A 24850-nucleotide genomic window follows, 5' to 3' on the forward strand; every position below is an offset into this window, starting at 1 on the left:
TGTCGTCAGACTATAAAATATTGTATCTTTATCAGAAAGTTTGAACAATGGGTTGCTATATAACAGCAACAAAAAAATCGCGCCGTAGCACGATTTTTTGCCAAGCTATTTGATTTTTGATTTTGATACTAAATCAAGCGAGTCGATTGAGCGACCTGTCCCAATGGCAACGGACTCTAACGGAGACGGTGCAAGGTGGACTGGCACTAATAAAACATCGCGTAGCCATTCGGTCATGCCCTTTAATAATGAGCCACCGCCTGTTAGGACAACGCCTTCTTCGACGATATCACCCGCAAGCTCTGGTGGACAATTTTCTAATGAGCGACGAATCATTTCTAAAATTGATAACATCGATTCATTTAAACATTGTTGGATTTCAGTTGATGAAATCGTAACCGCATGTGGTAAACCGCGTACGATATCGCGACCACTCACCGTTAACTCTTCTGGCGTGTGCTCGATTGGTGCGTAGCCAATTTCTTTTTTTAAGCGTTCTGCAGTCGGTAGGCCGATTAGCACGCTATATTTTTGACGCACGAAATGAACGATTTCTTCATTGAAGCGGTCGCCACCAATTTTTAACGTGTTAGATGTGACGATACCACCAAATGAAATAATACCGACTTCCGTTGTACCGCCGCCGATATCAACGATGACACTAGCGATTGGTTCTTGAATTGGTAAGTCTGCCCCGATTGCTGCTGCGACAGGCTCGTCAATTAAAAAGACGTCCTTTGCACCGCACTGTACAGCGGCATCTTTAATTGCTAAACGCTCTACCGAAGTCGCGCCAGATGGAGCACAAATGACCACGTTTGGTTTACGGAATGACGCGCCGTTTTTAATGGCACGTTCTAACACCGTTTTTAACATGGCCACGGTCATATCGAAGTCTGCGATGACCCCATCACGTAGTGGACGAGACACGATGATTGCTGGTGGCGTTTTGCCGATCATTGCTTGGGCTTCTTTGCCGATTGCAATAACTTCTTTTGTGTATTTATCTATTGCTATAACTGAAGGCTCATTCATAATGATGCCGTTACTTTTCGTATAAACGAGCGTGTTTGCTGTTCCTAAATCGATGCCGATTGCTGTGTTGGAAAACATGATTAAACCCCTCCTAAGGCAATACAAAGCCATTGTAGACTAAAGTATAAAACATAACCGACTATTTTTATATATGTCAATCTTCATAGAACGTATTTTACTAGTCGGATAATAGGTATTAAATACCTTAATTTGTCTTATTGTGCATACTTTTAACCTTGAAAGTGTTTAATTGATACTAAAATGTAATACAAACTTAAAAAAGGTCATGAAAAAAGGAGCAACAGCCCGAAAAGCTATTGCTCCTTTGTCTTTGCTTCTATTTAAAATGCCCAGTTGCCGCTACGGAATACGGGCTCGGTTGTACCATCTTCTAACACGCCATCAATGTCCATATCTGCGCAGCCAATCATAAAGTCAACGTGCACAAGGCTACGGTTTAAGCCATGTTCTTTTAATTGTTGTTGTGTCATCGTTGTACCGCCTTCGATACAAAACGCATATGCGCTACCGATCGCGATATGGTTTGACGCATTTTCATCAAATAATGTGTTGTAGAATAAAATACCTGAGTTTGAAATCGGCGAATTATGTGGCACAAGCGCAACTTCACCTAAATAATGTGAGCCTTCATCAGTCGCCACTAAATTTTTCAGAATGTCTTCTCCTTGCTCAGCTTTGACATCAACGATACGACCTTTTTCAAATGTTACCGTAAAGTTGTCGATTAAGTTACCGCTATAGTTCAGCGGTTTTTTTGCCGTCACATAGCCGTTGACACCATCCCATTGAGGTGCAGTGAACACTTCTTCTGTTGGAATGTTTGCCATAAAATCAAAGCCTTGTTCATTCACGGCACCGCCACCGCTCCACACATGTGTTTTCGGAAGCTCGATTGTTAAATCGGTGCCAGGCGCTGTGTAGTGAAGTGCTTTGTAATGCTTGTCGTTTAAAAATGCTACTTTTTCAGACAATGTCGCATCATGCGCTTTCCATGCAGCAACCGGATCTGCTAAGTCCGCACGCGTCGCTTTAAACATCGCATCCCATAGCGCATCTACTTGTTCATCGGCCGCAAGCTCAGGAAATACTTTTGCTGCCCAAGCCGCAGTAGGAGCTGCCATAACAGTCCAGCTAATTTTATTGGCTTGTGAATATTCGCGGTACTTGCTAAGCGCTTGACCTGCTGCTTTGTTCGCGCGTGCCACGTAATCTGGATTCACACCTTGTAATAAATCAGGGCTTTGCGATTTTACGGTAATAAATGCCGCACCGTGCTCAGCTAACCATTCTTTTTCAGCCGCTTGCCATTCGGGGAAGAAATCAAATGAATCTTCCGGTGCATAATCGTAGCGCATACGTGTGATGGCATCATCGTAATAGCTAACGAAAACGTGTTTTGCACCCGCTTCATAAGCTTTTTTTGTTAGCGCGTGTGCAAGTAGCACGTTCTCAACAGAGATATTTAAAAATAAATATTGATTGTTCTGTAAATTTGCGCCGATTTTAATGCCTAATTCAGCATAACTTTCAAGTTTTTGTTGAAAATCGTTCATGCAAAATCATCCTCTTCATATATAATTGAGTTACAGCCTTATTGTAACAATTTCGGGTAACGAATTAAAGAATGTTCGCAATTTATGTCGATTTATGAAATAAATTGGAAAATAAATAGGTATAATGATAAAATTCATTTGTGTAAGCTGAAACTTTCTTAATATCTAACGTTAGTTACCGAAATAAACAAAAGAACGAGAATTTGGAGGTACGGTTATGGACATATCATCAGTAGTTGGGCTTATACTTGGCTTTGTTGCCTTACTTGTTGGGATGACATTGAAAGGTGTAACACCAGATGCCTTAATAAACCCAGCAGCGATTTTGATCATTCTAGTAGGTACTGCAGCAACGGTTATTATTGCGTTCCCAATGAATGAATTAAAACGCATCCCGAAACTATTTAAAATCATTTTCACAAACAATAAATTAGCAGACGATGTGGAGCTAATTAAAATGTTTTCTAGCTGGGCAGACTTAGCGCGTCGCGAAGGTCTACTAGCACTTGAAGGTAAAACGAATGAAATTGACGACCCATTTTTGAAAAATGGCTTAACATTAGCCATCGATGGTCAAAATGCGGACTACATTCGCGACGTATTAACAGAAGAAGTAGAAGCAATGGAAGAGCGCCACCACGCAGGGGCTCACATTTTTACGCAAGCTGGTACATATGCGCCGACTCTAGGGGTACTTGGGGCTGTAGTAGGTTTAGTTGCCGCGCTGAAAGATATGACTGATATTGAAAAGTTAGGTCATGCGATTTCAGCAGCCTTTATCGCAACGTTACTAGGGATTTTTACTGGTTACGTGTTATGGCACCCATTCGCAAACAAATTAAAACGTAAATCAGCAATTGAAGCAAAACAAAAAAATATGATGATTGAAGGCATTCTGTCAGTGTTAGAAGGGGAGGCTCCTCGCGTCATCGAACAAAAATTAGCGTCATTCTTAACGAAAGATGAGCGTGCTAAAATCATGGATGAAAGCGAGGCGGGTGGCCTTGGCAAAGAAGAGTAAGAAGAAAAAACAAGAAGAAGAAATTCCAGAGGCATGGCTCTTACCGTACTCTGACTTATTAACATTATTACTCGCGCTGTTTATCGTGTTATTTGCGATGAGTTCAATTGATGCCCAAAAAATGGCGGCTTTATCGAGCGTCTTTAATGAAGTATTCGATGGCGGGCAAGGCGTGATGGATAATCCATCGCCAACGGAAACGATGACACCAAAAAGTACAGAAATGACTCAACAAATGCAAGCTTATATGAAAGACCAAGCGGAGTTAAGTGGTATTCAAGATGATGTGGAAAACTATATCGCGGTCAGTGAGCTTGAAAATCAATTCTCGACGAAAATGACCGAAGATGGGCTGCTCATTACAATTCGTGATAGCGTGCTATTTGAATCAGGTGCCGCTGAAATTGGCACGAAAAATAGGAAAGTAGCGAAAGATTTATCGAAGCTCTTAGTATTTGATGAGCAGCGCCCAGTAATGGTAACCGGCTATACCGATAATATTCCGGCACAGGGCGGAATTTATGATAGTAACTGGGAGCTAAGTGTTATGCGTGCGGTTAATTTCCTAAGCGTGTTAATCGATTCGAATGACAAACTAGATCCAAAATATTTTAGCGCAAAAGGTTATGGTGAAAACAATCCGATTGCTTCAAACAACACCGAAGCAGGTCGTAAGAAAAACCGCCGCGTTGAAGTGTTAATTCAACCATTAGTTGAAAAAGATGGCACGAAAAAAGACGTGAATATCGAACAAGATGTAATGCAATAACAGAAAAGGCAGCAAGTGCGAATCAAGCGCTTGCTGCCTTTTATTATTTAAAGGTAATGGGTGCTAGCTGTGCTAAAATAGCTTCTTTAGGCATTTCTACTTGCAGCAATGTCGCTGCGCCGTAGCTTCCTTCAACAAGCGGCGCATCAACGATTGTTATATCTTTTGTGCTCATGTCGTTTGCCATATCTAAATTCATCTTGGCACTCCCTAAATCATAAAACGCGAGGAGTTCGTCTGCGCTATTTGTTTCAATGGCCGCTAAAATAGCTTCAAAGCTTGTGCCAATGCCGTCTGACGTGCCCCCAGCGAACGTTATCGGCACATCTGGCGCTACTTGTGCAAGGAGCTGAGGGATGCCGCGTGCGATATCGGCACTATGCGATACGATCACTAAACCAATCATGCGCTCACTTCCTTTAATAAGGCGTCAAAGAATAAGGCAGAGGAAGCGGCTCCGGGGTCAACTTCACCGATAGAACGGTCGCCAACAAATGACGCGCGGCCCTTTGTTGCACGCATCGCTGTCGTCGCCTCATCTGCTTGTTTAAGTTGTCGTGCATCGAGTTGTGCAGCTACCGGAATCCACACATCAAGCATCGTTTTTTCACCGGCAACGGCTTTACCACGTTTTTGAATGCCCGCAATGCCGGCGTTAAGTAATGCGGTTACGGCCGCTTCGTCTAGCTCCGTCTTTGTATCGGCAACTTTTGCCATTTCCATAAAGGCCGTACCATAGAGAGGACCGGATGCGCCACCAACCTTACTAATCCATGTCATAGCCGCCGTTTTAAATGCTTCACCAATCGTTGCTGGCGGTGCGTCTTCTAACGCTTGTTTCAACTGCACCGCACCACGCGCCATATTGTTGCCATGGTCACCATCGCCGATAATGCGGTCATATTCACTTAATGCCGCCTTGTCACGAATGAGTGCCTCGCAAAAATTGTTTAGCCAATTAATCGTATTGTTTACTGTTAACATAAAAAAACCTCCTTACCATGCAGGGGCATCGGTGTCTGCTTGTAAATAATCGAGCCACTGTGCATCTGCTAATTCAAATAATGTAAGCGACATACCAGCCATATCAATGGCCGTCATATAGTTGCCGAGCTTTTTATACAAGACTTCATAGCCGCGCTGTTGTAAAATGGCCAACACATCATTGGCAAAAACATATTGTTCCATGAGTGGTGTCGCGCCCATGCCATTAAAGAGTACCGCGACTTTTTTAGATGCCCACGCCGTTTCTTCTTCCAATTTATCAACGAGCTCGCGCGCAATGTCACGCGATGATTTTAGCTCTTCGCGGCGATAACCGGGCTCACCGTGAATGCCAATACCAAATTCCATTTCCGTCGCACTAAGTTCAAATCCAGGCTTGCCAACTTCCGGTACCGTAGCAGGAGAAATCGCAAACCCAACGGAGGCTAGATGTGTCACCACGTTGTCAGCGAGCGCTTTAATGTCGGCAAGTGAAGCGTGTTGTGCCGCGGCCGCACCAAGTACTTTATGCATAAAGAGCGTACCGGCAACACCACGACGCCCTTCTGTAAAGCTACTATCAAAGACCGCAACATCATCATTGACGATGACAAAGTCGACATCGATGCCTTCCATGTCAGCTAAATCCTTTGCCATTTCAAAGTTCATACAGTCGCCGCTATAGTTTTTAATGACAAGAAATACACCGGCACCTGTATGGACGGCTTTAATGGCTGCTAAAATCTGGTCAGGCGTTGGCGATGTAAATACTTGGCCACAAACCGCCGCATCGAGCATACCTTCTCCGACAAAGCCGGCATGGGCAGGTTCATGACCGCTACCACCACCGGAAATAATCGCTACCTTACCGTTTTGAGGCGTACTGCGCGCGATGACTTGTGTTTCTGGCAAGAGTTGTACATGTTCATGGAGCTGCACGAAACCCGCTAACATTTCCGTTACGACATCACTTGGATTGTTCAAAATCTTCTTCATCATTTAAACCTCCTAAAATTTGTCTTACTATTATAGTATGCGCTCCGGCGTTGCGATGCAAAAATTAACGATAACAAAAAGAGGCCCCCCTAATTTCTAGATGCCTCTTTTTACATGCATATCGTCAATAATTATTTGCGTAATGAGCCTAGTTCTGAAACGATGGCGTGCATTTCGCTTAAGCTAAATGATTCACGTTTCATTACTAAGTTGTATAAATCTAATAAATCTTCATAGTTTGAGGCATCAAAGCTTTCAGCACGCATTGCATCGGCGTTAACCATGCGTAATTTGTCTTTTAATGCTTCAATAATATGATGGATATTTTCCACTGATGGTTCGTTTAAATTCACTCGAATCTCATCCTTTCATTTTAACTATACGTATCATTTCACGCTCGAAAAAGAATGTCAACGTCTTAAGACAAATCTTTCTTCTAGGAAATATGACTTTCAGGGGACAGAGCAGGCGTTTTATTGGTAAAGTAGAAGGGTAAACTACTACATAGTAGAATATTTTGGAAAAGTTTGGAGGAAGCAATTATGGCGAATAAACTCGTAGCAGGAATTGCATTAGGGGCAGTAGCAGGAGCAGTAATCAGCTTACTGGACCGTCAAACAAGACAAGAAACTACACAGAAGCTGAAAAGCGCTTCAGCAAATGTTCAATATTACGCTGCAAATCGTGATGAACTGAAAGACAATCTTTTAGCGAAGGTCGAAGCGATTCAAACAGCTTACAACCGCATCGCTGAAGATAAAGACTATTACTTAGAAAAACTTGAAGAAGTGAAAGCACTAACACCGCAAGTAAAGGCGTTCGTTTCGGACACGAAGGAAGCCTTTGCTGAAGAGGAAGCGCACACAACTTCAGACGATACAGCGAAATAATGTAGCGGATAATGCGATTCACCTGTCATTCTGAACAAAGGAGGAGTGCTGGTGGGGGAGAATAAGAAACCAAAAAAGCGTAATGGGCCTTCATCTGAAGTATTTGATAAAGTAAAGATGCTGCAGATTGAAAAGAAGCATATAAACGATGTGCACAAACCGCAATATGATTTAGACACATGGAAAGGCTTTGGAAAAGGCTTTATGCAAAAAGTAACGCAAGCTGATCTGTCAGGTATGGGTGCACAGCTTGCATACTTTTTCCTATTATCGCTCTTTCCATTATTAATTTTCGTCATGACGCTCGTACCATTTTTGAATTTACCGCAAGAACAAGTGTATGCGATGCTGCAAGATATTTTACCAGAGCAAGTGTATTCACTCGTTGGCGATACATTAAAAGATGTGCTACAAAACCGTAATGGTGGCTTATTATCAATCGGTATTTTAGCGACATTATGGTCAGCTTCAAATGGTGTAAATGCATTAATTAAATCGCTCAATCAATCATATGGCAAAGTGGAAACGCGCCCATTTATTATCGCGCGTTCGATGTCGGTTATTTTTACACTCGTACTTATTTTATTAGTAGTTGTCGCATTAGTGTTGCCGGTATTTGGCGCACAAATTGGTCATTTCCTTGCGAATACAATCGGCCTTGGTGAGCCATTTGCGGCTGTTTTTGCGAAGTTCCGTATTTTATTACCGCCACTTGTTATTTTCTGTGGCCTTATTTTTATGTATTGGCTAGGGCCAAACGTCAAAATGTATTTACGAAACGCCATTCCAGGGGCAGCTGTTGCGACAGTTTGTTGGTTAGTGATTTCGTATGTCTTCTCGATTTACATTAACAACTTCTCAAATTATTCTGCAACGTATGGCAGTATCGGAGGGATTATTATCCTCATGTTATGGCTCTACATTACCGGCATGGTTTTAATGGTCGGTGGTCTTGTGAATGCGATTATGCAGGAACGTAAAGAACAGGTGGATACGCGCAAGCGTCGATTATCATCACAATAACTAAAAAAAGAGCTGAGGGCATAAAGCCTTCAGCTCTTTTTTATAATTATAAGCGTAGCATACGCAACCCGTTTAAAATAACGAGAATGGTACTTCCTTCGTGTCCAATCACACCAAGTGGTAGATCCACGATTTGCAAGAAGTTTGACGCGATTAATAACACGATAACACTAATGGCAAAAATGATATTTTGTTTCACGATACGTTGCATTTTACGCGCGACTTTTACCGCATACGAAATTTTTGATAAATCATTTTTCATTAATACAACATCGGCTGTTTCAAGTGCTACGTCTGTCCCTTCACCCATCGCAATGCCTGTTGTGGCTGTTGCAAGGGCAGGGGCATCATTAATGCCATCGCCAACCATACCGACAAATTTATATTGCGCTAGTAAATCTTTAATATGCGCTACTTTTGTTTCAGGTAAACATTCGGCGATATAGCTTTCAACGCCGGCTTCGCTAGCAATCGCTTTCGCTGTTTTTTCATTATCACCTGTGAGCATAATCGTATGAATGCCAAGTGCTTTTAACTGCGCAATCGCTTGTTTTGCTTCCTCACGTACCGTATCTTTCATCGCCGCCATCGCAACGATACCACTATCGTCGGCCATGAAAATAACGGTTTTCCCTTCTTCTGCAAGGGTAGGAGCGGCACCATCAGCAAAGTGTAGTGCTGCGTCGCGACCGACAAAGTCCATTTTGCCGACTTTATAAAATGTCCCATCAATCGTCGCTTCAAGGCCGTACCCTGGAATATCTGTAATTGCTGCTTGTGCAAATGTGGCTTGCTGTTCGCTCGCATACGTTGTAATCGCCACCGCGAGTGGATGATTGGAATTGTGCTCAATACCTGCAAGCATGCCAAGTGTATGCTGCTCGTCCAGGCCATCGCGCACGATAAAGTCTGTTACGACCGGTTTCCCTTGTGTTAATGTACCGGTTTTATCAAATGCGACTGCTTGTAACACACTTAAATGCTCGATGTGTAAACCACCTTTGAATAACACACCGTTACGTGCACCGTTTGAAATCGCAGAGAGCGTCGCTGGCATAATTGCCGCGACAAGTGCACAAGGAGAGGCGACAACAAGTAACACCATCGCGCGGTAGAACGTCGTCGTCCAGTCCCAACCTAAAACGAAGTGGGGCACAAATAGCATGAAGCCAACTGTAAGTAAGACGACTTTGACATATGTGCCTTCAAAGCGTTCGATAAATTGTTGAGAGGGTGATTTTTCACTTTGAGCTGATTGTACAAGGTCGATAATTTTTTGGAATAACGATTCTGAACTTGGTTTTGTCATCGTCATTTTAACGGCACCAGTCATGTTAACGGTACCCGCAAATACTTCGTCACCGGCAAATTTTGATACTGGAATCGATTCGCCGGTAATCGCGGCTTCATCAATCGATGTTGCACCGTCTGCAATGACGCCGTCTGTCGGAACGCGCTCACCAGGTTTGATCATGATGACATCGCCGACTTGCAATGTATCGACTTTGACGCGTTCGAGTGAGCCATCTGCTTGTACGAGCCAAGCTTCCTCAGGTTGCATATCCATTAATGCGGAAATTTCTTTATGCGATTTATTCATCGCATACGTTTCAAGTGCACCACTTAATGCGAAGATGAAAATTAAAATGGCACCCTCTGTCCAGTAGCCAATAATCGCTGAGCCAATCGCTGCAAGAATCATGAGAAATTCGACGTTCAATTCCTTATTGGCAATCGTTTCTTCAACGCCTTCTTTTGCTTTTGCAAAGCCGCCAATAACGAATGCTAATAAGTAAAGCGCAACACCAATACCTGACATTTCTTCACGCGTGATAAACCAAGCGATGAAAATAAGAATCCCTGCTGTAATGGCAGCAACTAATTCAATATGTTCTTTTAGTTTCTCAATTAAATGATTACTATTCTCGTTTGTATTGTTCATTTACATTCCCTCCTGATAATGAAAATCGCTATCAATTACGGTATATAAACCTTTATTTGAAAGGGTTTATTCACTTTTTTTATTTCTTATTTAGAATTATTCTAAACTTGTAATTAGTATAGCATAGTGAATTTATGAATGGAAGGTCTATTACAGAAATTTTCATAAAAAATGTACGCAATTGTGAACGTTGCAATTGGTTATCATTTACAATTAGCGAGCATAAAAAAAGAAGCTAGCAGAGACAGGCTCGACTAGCTTCTTTCTATATAAATAGCTTAGAATACTTTTTCAGCGTATTGGGCTAATTTTTCAACAGATGATTTTTGAACGTCTGCGTGTAATGAATTACCGTGAGAGTCCATTGTAACAACGGCTGTGAAATCTTCAACGCCTAAATGCCACATTGCTTCTGGAATACCGAATTCCATTAAGTCTACGCCATCAACTGATTTGATACAGTCAGCATAGTATTGTGCTGCGCCACCGATTGCATTTAAGTAAACGCCGCCATGCTCTTCAAGTGCTTTTAATGTTTTCGGACCCATACCGCCTTTACCGATAACAGCGCGGATACCGAATTTTTTCATAATGTCGCCTTGGTATGGTTCTTCACGAATAGACGTTGTTGGACCAGCAGCTTTTACTGTCCAGTTGTCGTTGTCGTCTTTTGCCATTACAGGACCACAGTGGTAAATGATTTGACCGTTTAAATCAACCGGCGCATCGTGGCTCATTAAGTGGTGGTGGATAGCGTCACGACCAGTGTACATACGGCCGCTAATTTTCACAACATCCCCAACTTGTAGTGAACGGATTTTTTCTTCTGTGATTGGTGCAACAAGCTCAACCATTTTGTTGTCCGGCTTATCATTTGATTTTGCAGCAGCAGCAGCTTCTGCGAAATCAATTTTTTCGCCTTCTTGGTAGTGCCAGTTTAAAATTTCGCCAGTTTCAGGGCTGATATCGATTGCCATGCGGCGGAATGCCCAACAGTTGTATGCTACAGAAACGTAGAATGATGCTGGAATACGGTGCATAACGCCGATTTTACAACCTAGTAATGTCGCTTCACCGCCGAAGCCCATCGTACCAATACCTAATGTATTCGCTTTTTCAACGATGTAGTCTTCTAATTTTGCTAAGTCTTCATTCGCGTTTGTATCATCTAATGAACGGAATAATTGTTCTTTTGCAAGATCATAACCAGAAGCGCGGTCGCCACCGATACCAACACCGATGAAACCAGCTGAACAGCCTTGACCTTGTGCTTGGTATACCGAGTGCAGGATACATTTACGGATACCATCTAAGTCACGACCAGCGCGGCCTAAGCCTTCAAGTTCGGTTGGTAGGCTATATTGAATGTTTTTGTTTTCACAGCCGCCACCTTTAAGAATTAGCTTCATTTCAATATAATCTTTTTCCCATTGTTCAAATTTCACAACAGGTAAACCATCGCCAAGGTTGTCGCCAGAGTTTTTCCCAGTTAAAGAATCTACTGCGTTTGGACGTAATTTTGCATCGCCAGTTGTACGTGCAATCGCATCTTTAATGATTTTTTTGATTTCGATTTGGTTAACGCCAACAGGAGTTTTTACTTTGAATGTTGGTAGGCCTGTATCTTGGCAGATTGGTGATACATTATCGTCTGCCATGAAGATATTGTTTGCGATTGTGTCTAAACTCATCGCTGCACGAGTGCCAGCATTTTCAGCTTCTTTTGCACGCTTTACGGCACGGCGTACGTCTTTTGGTAAGTTTGTCGACGTCTCGGTAATTAAATCGTAGACGCTTTGTTCTAAAGTTTCTAAGTTCATTAAAAATCCCCCTCAAAAATAAAGTGACATAGTCTCCTTCATTATATAGGACAAAACAGAAAGATAGAATAGCGATACAGAAAAATGTGCGTAGAAACAGAAAATGACTTAAAAAAAACTACCTATATAAGGTAGTTTTTAAGTAGCTAGCGGGATTTAAATTGATCCATTTTTTCTTCTAAATCATCGACCATTGAAATTAAACGATCAATATCGGCTAATTCAGTGTTTTCAGGGTCAATTGAATCTAATACTTCAACGAACATTTGCAAACGATCCTTCAAGTATTTCACTTGTTGATCTTTATCTGAGATTGGTTTCATGAGGCACCTCCGTTAGTTAGCTTTAGCATAACGGAAAAGTTGCGACAATACAATGTCGAACATAGGAACGTAGGACAAAATAAGGATTTTAATAAACTGACTATTTGGAATGTTTACAAAATTAACATCTTGTGATATTATACGGTTAACGATGAAGGGAAGGAGGGTGTAGACGATAGAAAACATGATAGATGGATGCCCTTTTCTAGGTGACATGGCGTAGCATTGTAAGACCTGAACAAGGAAACCTCTTCCAAGTATCCAATAACCGTTCAATTAGCACACTACGCGATGACTCAGCTGGCTCCCAGTATTGACAGATTGTAAAATAAAGGAGGTACATTAAACCGTTGTCGGTAAAAACACATTTATTTTTATCCATTTGCCGGGGACTACGTTTAATACAAATGAATATGATAAAAAGTTAACAAGACTCAGAACTCCTACGTTGTAGATGTATCTGAGTCTTTTTCTATGCCTTAAATTTTGTTATAGTAGGTTGAATTCATATTTTGAAAGGGGAACTACGTCGTGCAACAAGATACATATGCAAAAAGACGGTTTTGGGTGCTCGTTGCAATCGTGTCGATTTCAGGCTTTTCACAAGGCATGCTGCTCCCGCTTATTTCCATTATTTTTGAACGCGATGGCGTATCATCAGCGCTAAATGGTTTAAATGCGACAGGCTTGTATATCGGCACATTGCTTATTTCGCCATTTATCGAAAAACCGTTACGCAAATTTGGCTACAAACCGGTCATTTTAACAGGCGGCGCAATCGTCCTCATTTCACTGATGCTATTTCCGTTGTGGAAGAGCTTGTTATTTTGGTTTATTTTACGTTTATTTATCGGTATCGGCGACAATGCGCTACATTTTGCGTCGCAAACGTGGATTACGAGTACAGCACACCATGAAACGCTCGGCAAAAGCATCGCCATTTACGGTCTATCATTTGGTGTTGGTTTTGCGGTAGGGCCGTTGATGGTGCCACTTGTGAACATTTCTGAAGCATTACCATTTATCGTGTCAACGCTGCTTTGTCTCGTTTCATGGGCACTCGTATTTACATTGAAAAATGAACGACCTGAGCCAATTGATGTGGCGAGCGCTAACTCAAATGTGTGGCATCGTTATAAAAAAACGCTTAGCTATGCGTGGATTGCTTTTTTACCACCACTTGTTTATGGTTTTTTAGAATCATCGCTTAATGCTATTTTCCCAGTCTATGCGCTACGCCGCGAATTTGATGTCGCGGTGGTCGCACTTATTTTATCAGCCTTTTCAATTGGTGGCATCATAACGCAAGTTCCAATGGGCACGCTTGGCGATCGTATCGGGCGTTACAAGGTCATCACATTTGGCTTAGTTGGTGGCGGTACGATGTTTTTAATCGGGAGCTTTGTAGAGTCGCATCAATGGTTTGTGTTCGTGGCCTTTTTACTAGCAGGCATGTGTTGTGGCTCGATGTTTTCGCTCGGCATTTCATTTATGACCGACCTAACACCAAGAGAGCTGCTGCCAACAGGCAATTTAATGTGCAGTATTTTCTTTAGTATCGGTAGTTTAACAGGACCATTTTTAGGAGGCGCCTTCGTTGAATATGCGACGATGAGCTATTTATTATTAGTAGCGCTATTATTGTTTGCTGTATTTGCGATTATTACAATGGGTGGTCGTAAAAAAAACATTGCTAGACAGCAAGGCATTTAAGTACTGGCAATCATTCAAGTCCAATGACACATGACGAAAAACAGGGTCGCCGTTGCTGCGCGTGCCCTGTTTTTTTGTTGTGCGATTTTTAAATGGCTTGCCAGAAATCGCTCATGAGCTCGAGTAGCGTGTTTCGGGTACAACATATTTTTAACTATGCGACAGCACTAAGTGAATAAGCCTAAGATATTAATAATGATTTGCTTGTTGAGGGAATTATCCATGAAAATTACTAACATGTTGGCGATAGTTACTAAAAGCTAGTAATGTAGGCTGTGAAAAACGGGACAAAAAATGCCCGTTAGAGCGCCTGTTTCGTCCTTTTTTGTTGTTGTATCGGCTTTTTTGTGTTGTGCTCGTCATAGCGACAGCGAAGAATTGTCGCATTTTGTCTCAAGTTGAATAAATGACAGTGGCGGCTGTTGCGCGCCAATTTTTGTGTTAAAAGTGCCCGTTAGAGTCGCAAAATGGGCTGTTTTTCGACGATTCCGGGCAAAAATAAGCCCGCTGGAGTGCTCGGAAATGATAACAATCTCTGTTATAAGTAGTAAATAAAAATTTTTGTTGACAGCTTTTGCACGATGTCTATTACAAGGCGTAAAAAGTGCCCGTCTATTGTCGCGTTTTGTCACTTATTTTCAACTATGTCGTATCGAAAACACGCTTCTTGGGCTTTTCGCTCATTTCTGATAAGTGTTTAAAAAAAGAGGAGGCCATCAAGTGATGGCCTCCCGCGTGCTAGCTATTTTTTTAATGTGAGTAATGTAACGCTCTCAACGTGAGCTGTTTGTGGGAACATATCTACTGGTTGAATATATTCCACATTGTATAGCTCCATTAGCTGCGCTAAATCTTTTGCGAGTGTTGATGGATTACACGATGTGTAGACGATACGCTCTGGGCGAATAACGAGCATCGTATCAATAAAGCTATTATCTAAACCGGTACGTGGTGGATCGACGGTTACGACATCCGGCACATAACCATCTAGACGCCATTGTTCTAACCAATGCTCGGCCGTACCTTGTACATAAGTCGCATTTTCGACGCCGTATTTTTTCGCGTTTTTCTTCGCATCCACGATTGATTCTGGAATAATGTCCATCCCACGAATTTCTTTCGCACCTTTTGATAACCATAGACCAATGGTACCAACGCCGCAGTACGCATCAACGATTGATTCGTTGCCAGTGAGTTTCGCGGCTTTTTTAATTTGATTGTATAAATGAACCGTTTGTGTCGGATTCAATTGGAAGAAGGCGCGTGCAGATAAATCAAATGCATATTCGCCAAGCTCTTCACGAATCGTTTCCTTGCCATCTAAGACGATTGTTTTGTCGCCGAAAATAAGCGGCGAACTATCTTCCTTGATGTTTTGTACGATTGACACAATTTTTGAATCCAATGCTTTGACGCGTTCGACAAGCTCATCCTTATGGTCAAAGTTTTTCGTCGTTGTGACAAAGACGATTTGTGTTTCGCCTGTGTTGACGCCTGTACGCACAACGATTGTCCGCACGATGCCGCGATTTGTTTTTTCATTAAACGCAGGGATTTCTAAATCTTGAATAATGCGTTTTACTTTTGTCGTCATTTTAGACGTCATCGGATGTTGTACAGCACAGTCCTCGATGTCGAGTAGCTTATGACTGTTTTCAGCGTAAAGACCGGCTAACACTTTATTGCCAGATTGTCGTACTTGGAATGCGCTCTTATTGCGATAATCCCAAGGGTCGTCCATGCCGATTGTTGGGCGTAGGTCGATTTTTTTGGCATCTGCTTGTACGTATTTTGCAAGAGCTTGCGCGACAATATCGCGTTTCGCTTTTAACTGCATATCGTATTTCATATGTTGAAGTTGGCAGCCACCGCATTCATCATAGACCGGGCATGGTGGTGCTGTACGATGTTTCGAACGTTTTTGCACTTTTAAAATTTTACCTTCTGAATAACCGCGCGCGACTTTTGTCAGTTCGATATACACTTCTTCGCCTGTAATAGCACCAGGAACGAATACGATGTTACGTTTGTAGTAACCAATCCCTTCGCCGTTAATCCCTAGTTTTTTAATGTTCAGCGGAATGCGTTTGCCGACTGACATAATGGTTTGTTGTTGCAACATAGACACGTCCTTTTCTAAATTCATTTCTCCATTATAACGAAACGCCGTCTTGAATAAAAGAAAAGCTTCTGCCGCTACAGTGAAGTTTTAACGTAGTAGCTGTTGCAATGCTTTTGTAATCGTTGGATAGTTAAATTCAAATCCATGCGTATTTAGCACGGTAGGAAGTACTTTTTGGCCTTCTAAAATGAGCTGACTTTTTTCACCGAGTGCTAATTTTAACGCTACTTCTGGGACAGCTAGCCAATTTGGTTTATGCAATGCTTCGGCAATAAAGTCGCCAATTTGTTTCATGCGAATAGGATAAGGGGATGTGACGTTGACGACGCCTTCAATCTCATCATTCATTAAGCTAAACGCAATGGCGCGTGCCACATCTTCAACATGCACCCATGAAACCCATTGCTTGCCATCGCCAAGTTTGCCGCCAATATTGTATTTATACGGTGCCGCGAGTAGCGGGAAAGCACCGGCTTCCTTGTCAAAAATCACACCGAAGCGCGTTTTGACGACACGCACGCCTTCTTTTACTGCTTGATCTGCAAGACCTTCCCACATGTTGACGGTTTTGCCGAGGAAATCATGCGCCTGTTCATCAGAAGTTTCAGTGTATTCAGCGTTTAATGAGGTTGGATAAATACCGACAGCACTCGCGTTAATGAGCACTTTGGGTGTGTCATCTAAGACGTGAATTAAGCGTAGCACTTCCGTTGTCGCTTGTTCGCGGCTATTATAAATGGCTGCCTTGCGCTCATCGGTCCAGCGGCCATCGTTTAGGGATACGCCAGCTAAGTTGACTATCGCATCAATATTTTCTAAATAAAGCTCTGGTTGTGCATCATCAACGAGCCATTGTACATAATCAATGGCATCTTTTGAATCGTTTGAGCCGCGCGTTAAAATGACAATATCATGTCCGTGTGCTTGTAAAATTTTTGTTAAGGCTGAACCGACAAGGCCCGTCCCTCCTGTAATCGCAATCTTCATGAAAATTCCTCCTTTTAATGTTTCAGTTACTTCCTTCTATTATTAAGTGTATGCCCGTGAAGTTTCAACTGAAAACAGGTATACTATCAAAAGAAAGGGGTTGCTACGTATGTCGAAAGTCATCACGAAGATTACGCGACAAAAGCGCAATGACGAGCGCTACAATATTTACTTAAATGAGCAGTATTCATTTAGTGTGGATGAATCGATTCTCGTGCAGTACGGCCTCACAAAAGGAAAGGTGCTTGATGAATGGACGCTTGGTGATATTGCGTTTGATGATGAAATGTCGCGTGCGTTCAATCGAGGGTTATCTTATTTAACGTATCAAATGCGCAGCGAAGAGGAAGTGCGCAAAAAGTTACTAGCGGCTGAATTTGGCGAAGCGGTCATTCAAGAGGCCATCCAAAAATTAATTCGCCTCGGCTTTTTAAACGATGCCGAATATTCGCGTGCCTTTGTCGAAACGAAAAAAAATACGATGAAAAAAGGGCCGCGTGCGATTCAGCAGGAATTAAAGCGCAAAGGAATTGATGAACAAACGCAGCAACAAGCGCTCGGAAATTTTGATGAAGCGGAGCAACTTCAGTTAGCGTCTGAACTTGCCGAGAAGAAGCAACGCCAAGAAGCGCGTAAAACGCCGATGCAGCAAAAGCAAAAGATTCAAGATTTCCTCTTGCGTAAAGGGTATAGCTTTGCGATTATTGAACAAGCGCTTGCCAAACTTGATTTTACGACCGATGAGGAAGATTGGTCAGCGATGCTTGACGGGCAAGGGGACAAAGCGTGGCGCAAATATGCGGCGAAATTTACCGGCTATGATTTGCGTATGAAAGTGAAACAAGCGCTCTATCAAAAAGGCTTTCCCGGCGATATTATAGATAAATTTATCGAACAGAAGGAGCAAGAACATGAAGAAATATAGCGAAATGACCGAAGCGGAACTACGCTCAGAAATCGGTGTATTAAAAGAAAAAGCACGTAAAGCGGAGCAATTAGGCATCATTAATGAGTTTGCTGTTTATGAACGTAAAGCGATTTTAGCAAGCTCATTTTTATTGGATCCAGCTGATTTTAAAAAAGATGAAATTTACCGTATTGAAGGGGACCCAGGCGTGTTCTTCAAAATTGATTATTTAAAAGGTGTTTACGCATGGGGTTACCGTTTAGGTGGTACTGTTGAAGCAGAGGCGATTCCGATTGCGATGCTAGTGCCGGCTGGGGAGATGTTCTAACATGAAGGAAATCGAACAAAAAATAGCGGAGCTAACGGCTGAGTTAGTTGATGCAAGTCAGCTGTCAGAAGCGAAGGCGCGTGTTTGGATTGAATTATTGTGGAGCGATTTTGAATCGACTTATGCAAAAGCAGGCTATGATTATAAGGGTATGGAAATGACTGAGCGTATTATCCGTCAGTGGATTCAAAGCTATGGTCGCGACATTCATGCGTTTGCAGGGCGCAATCCGAAGTATGCCCATTTATTAGATGAAGTTGAATAATAGAGGCTGGCGCTAAGGAGCAATTCTTGGCACCAAGCCTTTTTTTGAGGCATGAAAAAAACGAGCCATCTTGGAGGTGGCTCGTTGGAGTGATGAAATAATATGAAGATGCCGTTCGAAGTTGAGCGAGCGCTGTCATCACTTATTAGGCTAATTTACTTTGTAATTTTTCTTCACTAAAAATCCAACCGGTGTAGGACTGCACGATATTGTAATTAGCATCAACATGCGCAACCGCCACAAATGGATAACGATTGTTACTGCGGTAACGCAAATCAATGAGGCGCACTTCTTGAATATCATTTTTTAGTGTACGCATTTCCCAGCGATAAATGGGTGAAAAGGACACGAATGATTTAAAGTTTTCATCTTGCAAGACGGCCGCAAATAGCGGTGTTTGTGGCAGTGGTTCAATTTCAAATTTATCATAAATTGTAATGGACCGGCCGTATGCGCGCCCTACATAGTGATGTGTTTTGGAGTTTGCCGCGACGCGATATTGTAAAAAGTAGCGCGTCGGGGATAAAATCACTTCTTCGGCGTCGGGTACTGTATTTTTAACGGCTGTAATAACGGCTTGATGTAGCCAAATGCGTACGATATAGTAACCGATGAGTACGACATAAAGCGTCGCCATCGTTGGCACGGGTGGTGCACCAAATGCCCACGCTAAAATCGCCACGACATGTAAGCCGAATATAATCGGGTCAAACGTGTTAATAATGCCGAGTGCAACCCATTTTTTTGAAAATGGCCGCACTGCTTGTGTGCCGTATGCATTAAAGATGTCTACAAAGACATGGAGCCCAACTGCACCGAATGACCAGAGCCAGACGTGCAACGTATCCGCGGTTGGAAACAGCAAATGCAAGACGAGCGTAATAAGCAATGGCCAAATAATAACGGCTGGAATCGAATGCGTAATGCCACGGTGATGGCGAATATAGACGGCGTTATTGCGCAATTTCAAAATCGTGTCGATATCGGGTGCTTGCGAGCCAAGAATAATGCCCGTTGCAACGGCCGCAAATGTCATCGGATGCGATGCAACAACAGGGTCTGCAAGCGCAAGGCCACTGATGGCGACACTCATAACTAAGTGTGTACCTGTATCCAAAAAATCAGCTCCTTAGTGCCAATTTCAATCATTATGTTATAGTTCTATTTTACAATATTTTACTCGTTTCTACGAGCAATAAATAAGGAGGAAACGATTTGTATCGTTATACGAAACAATTTCAAAAAGCACTTGTCGAATGGTTCAACCGCGAAAAACGCGACTTGCCGTGGCGCCATACAACCGACCCATATAAAATCTGGGTGTCGGAAGTGATGCTCCAGCAAACGCGTGTGGATACGGTCATTCCATACTACGAAAATTTCTTAGAAAAGTTCCCGACCGCACAAGCACTAGCAGATGCCAATGAGGAGTTTTTATTAAAACAATGGGAAGGGCTTGGCTACTACTCACGCGTGCGTAATTTGCAGGCGGGTGTGCGCGAGGTCGTTGAAAATTACGGCGGCGTTGTGCCAAAGACGCGCGAGGAAATTTCGACATTAAAAGGGGTCGGACCTTATACGGCCGGTGCGGTACTGAGCATTGCATATGGCGTGCCGGAACATGCCGTAGATGGCAATGTGATGCGAGTTCTTAGCCGCGTATTATTAATTGAGGAAGATATTGCGTTACCGAAAACGAAAAAAATATTCGAGCGCGCGGTCATGGAGTTAATCGATTACGACAATCCATCGGCATTTAACCAAGGATTGATGGAGCTAGGTGCGATGGTTTGTACACCGACATCGCCAAGCTGTCTATTATGCCCAGTGCGTGATTATTGTACGGCTTTCCATGACGGAGAGCCGGAGAAATTACCGGTGAAAACGAAAAAAATAAAAACGAAAAAAATCCCGTATGATGTCTTTATTGTCGAGGATGAAGCGGGTCGTATTTTAATGGAACAACGCGCAGAAACGGGCTTACTCGCGAATATGTGGCAGTTCCCGATGGTCGAAGTGAAAAAAGATGTGGTGACCGATAGCGTTGTCGCAGAAAATTATCATTTTGAGCTAGCCGGAAAAGAACATTTGATGCCGCTAAAACATGTGTTTTCACATCTCGTTTGGCAGATGAATGGTTACGTGTTACGCGCGGCGAATGTAGGAGCACCACGAGAGCGCGCTACGTGGCTAACGTTAGAGGAAGTTGAAAATTTACCATTGCCGGTATCGATGCAGAAATTTTTAGCACAATATCGTATCGAACGTCAAAAAATGTAAAAAATTCAATGGATTTTTGGGATAATCGCAGTTTTTAACTACACCTTTGTTTATAGGATTGTTATAATGTTACAAAAGCACTTTTTTAGTAGTGCTTACAAAGGTGGGGCTTGTAATGGCGATTCCAGCAGTAGGGGAAATCGTACAAATACATAGTTATAAGCACAATGGCCGCATTCACCGCGTATGGCAAGAAACGATGGTACTAAAGAGCACAAATAAAGTGATCATCGGAGCAAATGAACGCACGCTCGTTACGGAGTCGGACGGCCGAACGTGGCTAACGAGAGAGCCTTCAATTACGTATTTTCATTCGGAATTGTGGTATAACATTATTTGTATGCTAAGAGAAGATGGCGTGTATTATTATTGTAATATGAGCTCGCCATTTGTATTCGATCACAACGCAATAAAATATATTGATTATGATTTAGATTTAAAAGTGTTTCCAGATATGTCGTACACACTTCTTGATGAGGATGAGTACGAAGACCATCGTCAACTGATGAATTACCCACCAGTTATCGATAGTATTTTAAAAGCAAACTTACAAAAATTGATTCATTGGGTGGAGCAGCGTCGTGGACCGTTTGCGCCAGATTTTATTGAAGCCTGGACAAATCGCTATAAGTTCCAACGCCAATTAAATGATGAAAAAAATCAACAACATGAATGACACCATCTAGCATAACGGTGGAAGAAAGGAACTGTCTCACGCCAGTGGGGCCGTTCCTTTTTTGTTTTTTAAGTCGCTTTAGTAAAAAAACGACTGGATATATGCTACAATGAACAACGCATTTTTGACGAAAGGATCTGAAGCGCATGGGCAGTATGAAGCGTTACATGCAATTTGTTAGGCCATATAAATGGGATATCGTCATTACGTTTTTAATCGGCGTAGTGAAATTTTTAATTCCGATGGCGACGCCGTTTATCATGAAAATTGTCATCGATGATATTATTGGCGCCGAAGAGCTAACGAAAGCACAACAAATGGAAGGACTCGCATGGTGCATTGGCATTGTTGCCATTTTATTTTTTGTTATCCGCCCGCCCGTCGAGTTTTTCCGCCAATATTTTGCGCAGCGTGTCAGCAACCGGATTTTATACGACATTCGGACACAGCTATATGAACACCTGCAAAAACTTGGCTTGAAGTTTTACTCAAATAACCGCGTTGGCGATGTCATTTCTCGTACGATTAATGATGTCGAACAAACGAAGGAATTCGTTATGACCGGTTTAATGAATATTTGGATTGACCTTGTAACGGTTGTCATCGCAATCGGCATTATGATGATGCTCGATGTGAAATTGACGCTGATTACATTGATTGCACTACCATTTTATATGATTAGTGTGAAATATTTCTTTACGAAACTACGCAGCTTAACGCGCGAACGCTCAAAAGCATTGGCAGGTGTACAAAGCTACTTGCATGAACGTGTGCAAGGCATGAACATTATTAAAAGTTTTACACTTGAAAAGCATGAACAAGGCATTTTTGCTGAAACGAACGGCAACTTTTTAAACAAAGCACTCGCACAAACGCGCTGGAATGCCTATACATTTGCGGTCGTCAATACGATTACCGGTTTAGCGCCGGTCGCAGTACTTGGCTACGCAGGGTATCATGTTATTCAAGGGAATATTACAATCGGGACGATGGCGGCATTTATCGGCTATATCGATATGCTCTACAATCCACTGCGCCGTCTTGTCAATTCATCGACAACGCTGACACAATCGGTGGCGTCGATGGACCGTATGTTTGATTTATTCGATGAAAAATACGATATCGAAAACAAAGACGGTGCGTTAGCATTACCAGCTGTGAAGGGGCAAGTAGACTTTAATGATGTGTCATTCCGCTACAATGATAACGGGCGCAATGTGTTACAGGACATTAATTTTTCTATTCGACCTGGACAAACGGCAGCCTTTGTCGGCATGAGTGGTGGCGGTAAATCAACGATTATTAGTTTGATTCCGCGCTTTTACGATGTGCTTGAAGGCAGCATTGAAATTGATGGTCATGATGTCCGCGATGTCACGCTTGAATCATTACGCGGGCAAGTCGGCATCGTACAACAGGAAAATATTTTATTTAGCGACTCGGTTCGTGAAAATATTTTGATGGGGAATCCGAATGCCAGCGATGAAGACATGATTGCGGCGGCAAAAGCAGCAAACGCGCATGACTTTATTATGGGCTTACCAGAAGGCTACGATACGCCGGTCGGGGAGCGCGGTGTGAAATTATCAGGTGGTCAAAAACAACGTGTGGCGATTGCGCGCGTATTCTTGAAAAATCCACCTATTTTAATTTTAGATGAAGCAACGTCTGCACTTGATTTAGAGAGTGAAGCATTGATTCAAGAATCACTCGACCGCCTTGCGCATAATCGTACAACGCTAATTGTCGCACACCGACTATCAACGATTACACATGCCGACCAAATTATCGTCATCGACCACGGCGAATTAAAAGAACGTGGTACGCATAAAGAACTGATGACTAAGCAAGGGATTTACCACGATTTATTTACGGTTCAAAAATTAGATTAAAAAAAGAGGCTGGGACAAAACAGTTCATGTTCCTTTTTTAGCGTTCGCCACAAAAAACCGGAACCGCGCCACAGCGCGATTCCGGTTTTTCTTATGCTCATCTGAGATGGTGTTTTTACACGTATGTCCTAGCCTCTTTTTGTTATAAAATATTGTCTTCATCACGTTCGGTGAGTAACTCGCTTGCGTGATAATTTTGATAGGCAGAAATGAGCGTATCAAGATGCTCTAAATTTTCTTCATAATCTAAAATCCGCGACAAAATATGCAACAAGTGATAGCTCGAAAATTCTTCATCACCTTCACGCTCATGCTGCTCGATAACGTAATCGGCGAAAATATCCATAATTTCATTGCGCTGTAAAAATTCATCTTGGCCAATCCACGTCGTATGATGCAGCTTTAATTTGCCGGTATATTTTAAAAACAGCTGCTCATGATACGTCGATAAAAAATCAAGGCGTTCTTGAATCATAATATGGAAACGCTCCGGCATATTTGCCAGTTCATTTTCATGAATAAATAAACGGTTTAATGTTTCTAAACTTTTATTCGTTGTCGTCAGCATTTGACGGTAAATAACGAGTTTACGCTGCTTTGCAAAAAGCGCCTTCTTTGTATACGTGCGCTCCTCTTTATAAAGCTCATAAATTTGCTCAAGCTTTTTCTGATGGCTACGAAGTGTACGCACCGATTGCTTCGTTGAGGTGTGTTCCGATGCTTGGCGTACTGCAAGACGAATCCAACGCGTAATATCGTCTTGTAAATACTTAATCGAGGCAAACAGGCGCGTTTCATATTTCGGTGGTAAAAAGACTAAGTTGACAATAAAGGCAGCAAGCACACCGATCATAACTGTTGCAAAGCGGATAACCGCAAATAATAAAAATTCATTGAAATGGTCGAAGTTTTGACCTTCCATAATGACGATAACGGTTACGAGCGCGAGCGAAATGCTACTCGTTAAATTTAATTTCATCATAATAAGCAATGTCACAATAACGGCAAAGCCAGCAACGACAGGTTCGACACCAAAAATCGATGCAAAAACAATGGCGCTGAGGGCTCCGATGACATTTCCTTGGATTTGCTCGATAATCGTTTTATACGAACGATAAATCGATGGCTGAATCGCAAAAATTGCAGCGATTCCAGCGAAAATTGGCGATGGCAACTGCAACCATTCAGCTAAATAAAAGGCGAAGACAATCGCAACGCCAGTTTTTAATATACGGGCACCTAATTTCATTGTAGAAATGGCAACCTCTCTTTCATTCAATATAGTCGTACTTTAACATGTTTC

The 24850-nt window shown here is 42.3% G+C and carries 24 protein-coding genes; 11 read left to right on the top strand and 13 right to left on the bottom strand.

Going from position 1 to position 24850, the window contains the following annotated elements; all coding sequences use genetic code 11:
* Nucleotides 1-105: 105 nt before the first annotated feature.
* Both mreBH and V514_RS0115570 read right to left on the bottom strand, forming a co-directional pair.
* A complete protein-coding gene (gene mreBH / locus V514_RS0115565; protein ID WP_029500806.1) occupies nt 106-1113 on the bottom strand; it encodes a rod-share determining protein MreBH in 1008 nt (335 codons plus the stop codon).
* 263 nt (nt 1114-1376) lie between these two features.
* Nucleotides 1377-2609 (bottom strand): aminopeptidase, encoded by a 1233-nt coding sequence (locus V514_RS0115570; RefSeq protein WP_029500807.1) that lies wholly within the window; start codon nt 2607-2609, stop codon nt 1377-1379.
* A 217-nt stretch (nt 2610-2826) separates the two neighbouring features.
* On the opposite strand from V514_RS0115570, the gene motA reads away from it, so the two are divergent.
* Complete coding sequence (gene motA / locus V514_RS0115575; RefSeq protein WP_029500808.1) at nt 2827-3630, top strand: flagellar motor stator protein MotA; 804 nt, start codon at nt 2827-2829, stop codon at nt 3628-3630.
* Complete coding sequence (gene motB / locus V514_RS0115580; RefSeq protein WP_029500809.1) at nt 3614-4399, top strand: flagellar motor protein MotB; 786 nt, start codon at nt 3614-3616, stop codon at nt 4397-4399. Before motA ends, motB begins: the two co-directional genes overlap by 17 nt.
* A gap of 43 nt (nt 4400-4442) precedes the next feature.
* On the opposite strand, the gene dhaM is transcribed toward motB, so the two are convergent.
* The 4 genes from dhaM to V514_RS0115600 all read right to left on the bottom strand — a co-directional run bounded on the left by dhaM (nt 4443) and on the right by V514_RS0115600 (nt 6732).
* Nucleotides 4443-4805, bottom strand: a complete 363-nt coding sequence (dhaM, locus tag V514_RS0115585; protein ID WP_029500810.1) for a dihydroxyacetone kinase phosphoryl donor subunit DhaM — start codon at nt 4803-4805, stop codon at nt 4443-4445.
* Nucleotides 4802-5383 carry a dihydroxyacetone kinase subunit DhaL gene (gene dhaL / locus V514_RS0115590; protein ID WP_029500811.1) on the bottom strand — a complete coding sequence of 194 codons (582 nt, stop codon included), beginning with the start codon at nt 5381-5383 and terminating at the stop codon, nt 4802-4804. Before dhaL ends, dhaM begins: the two co-directional genes overlap by 4 nt.
* Nucleotides 5384-5395: 12 nt before the next feature.
* A complete protein-coding gene (gene dhaK / locus V514_RS0115595; protein WP_029500812.1) occupies nt 5396-6379 on the bottom strand; it encodes a dihydroxyacetone kinase subunit DhaK in 984 nt (327 codons plus the stop codon).
* Nucleotides 6380-6510: 131 nt separating this feature from the next.
* A complete protein-coding gene (locus tag V514_RS0115600) occupies nt 6511-6732 on the bottom strand; it encodes a DUF1128 domain-containing protein (protein ID WP_029500813.1) in 222 nt (73 codons plus the stop codon).
* Nucleotides 6733-6921: 189 nt separating this feature from the next.
* On the opposite strand from V514_RS0115600, the gene V514_RS0115605 reads away from it, so the two are divergent.
* Together V514_RS0115605 and V514_RS0115610 are read left to right on the top strand one after the other, a co-directional pair.
* The gene (locus V514_RS0115605) at nt 6922-7269 is read left to right on the top strand and encodes a hypothetical protein (protein WP_029500814.1); all 348 of its coding nucleotides are present in this window, start codon (nt 6922-6924) and stop codon (nt 7267-7269) included.
* Nucleotides 7270-7320: 51 nt separating this feature from the next.
* Nucleotides 7321-8292, top strand: coding sequence for a YihY/virulence factor BrkB family protein (locus V514_RS0115610; protein ID WP_029500815.1), 972 nt, complete (start codon nt 7321-7323; stop codon nt 8290-8292).
* A gap of 46 nt (nt 8293-8338) precedes the next feature.
* On the opposite strand, the gene V514_RS0115615 is transcribed toward V514_RS0115610, so the two are convergent.
* The 3 genes from V514_RS0115615 to V514_RS20560 all read right to left on the bottom strand — a co-directional run bounded on the left by V514_RS0115615 (nt 8339) and on the right by V514_RS20560 (nt 12377).
* Entirely contained in the window at nt 8339-10234 is a 1896-nt protein-coding gene (locus V514_RS0115615; protein ID WP_029500816.1) for a heavy metal translocating P-type ATPase, read from the bottom strand.
* A 278-nt stretch (nt 10235-10512) separates the two neighbouring features.
* Nucleotides 10513-12054: a fumarate hydratase gene (locus tag V514_RS0115620; RefSeq protein WP_029500817.1), complete on the bottom strand. Its 1542-nt coding sequence runs from the start codon at nt 12052-12054 to the stop codon at nt 10513-10515.
* Nucleotides 12055-12200: 146 nt separating this feature from the next.
* Nucleotides 12201-12377, bottom strand: coding sequence for an SE1561 family protein (locus V514_RS20560; RefSeq protein WP_200864038.1), 177 nt, complete (start codon nt 12375-12377; stop codon nt 12201-12203).
* 531 nt (nt 12378-12908) lie between these two features.
* Between V514_RS20560 and V514_RS0115630 the strand changes: the two genes are divergently transcribed.
* A complete protein-coding gene (locus V514_RS0115630) occupies nt 12909-14090 on the top strand; it encodes an MFS transporter (protein WP_029500818.1) in 1182 nt (393 codons plus the stop codon).
* A gap of 742 nt (nt 14091-14832) precedes the next feature.
* On the opposite strand, the gene rlmD is transcribed toward V514_RS0115630, so the two are convergent.
* A complete protein-coding gene (gene rlmD / locus V514_RS0115635; RefSeq protein ID WP_029500819.1) occupies nt 14833-16209 on the bottom strand; it encodes a 23S rRNA (uracil(1939)-C(5))-methyltransferase RlmD in 1377 nt (458 codons plus the stop codon).
* A gap of 90 nt (nt 16210-16299) precedes the next feature.
* Nucleotides 16300-17199, bottom strand: a complete 900-nt coding sequence (locus tag V514_RS0115640; RefSeq protein ID WP_029500820.1) for a TIGR01777 family oxidoreductase — start codon at nt 17197-17199, stop codon at nt 16300-16302.
* Between the two features lie 109 nt (nt 17200-17308).
* Between V514_RS0115640 and recX the strand changes: the two genes are divergently transcribed.
* From recX to V514_RS0115655, 3 genes are read left to right on the top strand one after another with little or no spacing between them, the layout of a single operon-like run.
* Nucleotides 17309-18124 (top strand): recombination regulator RecX, encoded by an 816-nt coding sequence (gene recX / locus V514_RS0115645; RefSeq protein ID WP_029500821.1) that lies wholly within the window; start codon nt 17309-17311, stop codon nt 18122-18124.
* Complete coding sequence (locus tag V514_RS0115650) at nt 18111-18434, top strand: YfhH family protein (protein WP_029500822.1); 324 nt, start codon at nt 18111-18113, stop codon at nt 18432-18434. Before recX ends, V514_RS0115650 begins: the two co-directional genes overlap by 14 nt.
* 1 nt (nt 18435) lies before the next feature.
* Complete coding sequence (locus tag V514_RS0115655) at nt 18436-18699, top strand: YfhJ family protein (RefSeq protein WP_035944994.1); 264 nt, start codon at nt 18436-18438, stop codon at nt 18697-18699.
* A 145-nt stretch (nt 18700-18844) separates the two neighbouring features.
* Here the strand turns inward: V514_RS0115655 and V514_RS0115660 are convergent, their stop codons facing one another.
* Entirely contained in the window at nt 18845-19816 is a 972-nt protein-coding gene (locus V514_RS0115660) for a metal-dependent hydrolase (RefSeq protein ID WP_029500824.1), read from the bottom strand.
* A 98-nt stretch (nt 19817-19914) separates the two neighbouring features.
* Between V514_RS0115660 and mutY the strand changes: the two genes are divergently transcribed.
* The 3 genes from mutY (at nt 19915) to V514_RS0115675 (ending at nt 23547) form a co-directional block, all read left to right on the top strand.
* Nucleotides 19915-20979, top strand: a complete 1065-nt coding sequence (gene mutY, locus V514_RS0115665; RefSeq protein WP_029500825.1) for an A/G-specific adenine glycosylase — start codon at nt 19915-19917, stop codon at nt 20977-20979.
* Between the two features lie 115 nt (nt 20980-21094).
* A complete protein-coding gene (gene ntdP, locus V514_RS0115670) occupies nt 21095-21655 on the top strand; it encodes a nucleoside tri-diphosphate phosphatase (RefSeq protein WP_029500826.1) in 561 nt (186 codons plus the stop codon).
* 146 nt (nt 21656-21801) lie between these two features.
* Nucleotides 21802-23547, top strand: a complete 1746-nt coding sequence (locus V514_RS0115675) for an ABC transporter ATP-binding protein (protein WP_029500827.1) — start codon at nt 21802-21804, stop codon at nt 23545-23547.
* 142 nt (nt 23548-23689) lie between these two features.
* Here V514_RS0115675 and V514_RS0115680 read toward each other — a convergent pair whose 3' ends face one another.
* The gene (locus V514_RS0115680) at nt 23690-24796 is read right to left on the bottom strand and encodes an FUSC family protein (RefSeq protein WP_029500828.1); all 1107 of its coding nucleotides are present in this window, start codon (nt 24794-24796) and stop codon (nt 23690-23692) included.
* Nucleotides 24797-24850: the final 54 nt, after the last annotated feature.

This window comes from Kurthia huakuii LAM0618 (assembly GCF_000505545.1).
In the GTDB taxonomy this organism is placed as follows: domain Bacteria; phylum Bacillota; class Bacilli; order Bacillales_A; family Planococcaceae; genus Kurthia; species Kurthia huakuii.

What these genes read in the sequence shown, in the direction of transcription:
- V514_RS20560 (WP_200864038.1), bottom strand. Translation starts at nt 12,377, where the DNA reads ATGAAACCAATCTCAGATAAAGATCAACAAGTGAAATACTTGAAGGAT.
- V514_RS0115650 (WP_029500822.1), top strand. Translation starts at nt 18,111, where the DNA reads ATGAAGAAATATAGCGAAATGACCGAAGCGGAACTACGCTCAGAAATC.
- dhaL (WP_029500811.1), bottom strand. Translation starts at nt 5,383, where the DNA reads ATGTTAACAGTAAACAATACGATTAATTGGCTAAACAATTTTTGCGAG.
- V514_RS0115605 (WP_029500814.1), top strand. Translation starts at nt 6,922, where the DNA reads ATGGCGAATAAACTCGTAGCAGGAATTGCATTAGGGGCAGTAGCAGGA.
- recX (WP_029500821.1), top strand. Translation starts at nt 17,309, where the DNA reads ATGTCGAAAGTCATCACGAAGATTACGCGACAAAAGCGCAATGACGAG.
- V514_RS0115620 (WP_029500817.1), bottom strand. Translation starts at nt 12,054, where the DNA reads ATGAACTTAGAAACTTTAGAACAAAGCGTCTACGATTTAATTACCGAG.
- V514_RS0115680 (WP_029500828.1), bottom strand. Translation starts at nt 24,796, where the DNA reads ATGAAATTAGGTGCCCGTATATTAAAAACTGGCGTTGCGATTGTCTTC.
- dhaK (WP_029500812.1), bottom strand. Translation starts at nt 6,379, where the DNA reads ATGAAGAAGATTTTGAACAATCCAAGTGATGTCGTAACGGAAATGTTA.
- motA (WP_029500808.1), top strand. Translation starts at nt 2,827, where the DNA reads ATGGACATATCATCAGTAGTTGGGCTTATACTTGGCTTTGTTGCCTTA.
- V514_RS0115675 (WP_029500827.1), top strand. Translation starts at nt 21,802, where the DNA reads ATGGGCAGTATGAAGCGTTACATGCAATTTGTTAGGCCATATAAATGG.
- V514_RS0115570 (WP_029500807.1), bottom strand. Translation starts at nt 2,609, where the DNA reads ATGAACGATTTTCAACAAAAACTTGAAAGTTATGCTGAATTAGGCATT.
- mreBH (WP_029500806.1), bottom strand. Translation starts at nt 1,113, where the DNA reads ATGTTTTCCAACACAGCAATCGGCATCGATTTAGGAACAGCAAACACG.
- dhaM (WP_029500810.1), bottom strand. Translation starts at nt 4,805, where the DNA reads ATGATTGGTTTAGTGATCGTATCGCATAGTGCCGATATCGCACGCGGC.
- V514_RS0115615 (WP_029500816.1), bottom strand. Translation starts at nt 10,234, where the DNA reads ATGAACAATACAAACGAGAATAGTAATCATTTAATTGAGAAACTAAAA.
- ntdP (WP_029500826.1), top strand. Translation starts at nt 21,095, where the DNA reads ATGGCGATTCCAGCAGTAGGGGAAATCGTACAAATACATAGTTATAAG.
- V514_RS0115640 (WP_029500820.1), bottom strand. Translation starts at nt 17,199, where the DNA reads ATGAAGATTGCGATTACAGGAGGGACGGGCCTTGTCGGTTCAGCCTTA.
- V514_RS0115655 (WP_035944994.1), top strand. Translation starts at nt 18,436, where the DNA reads ATGAAGGAAATCGAACAAAAAATAGCGGAGCTAACGGCTGAGTTAGTT.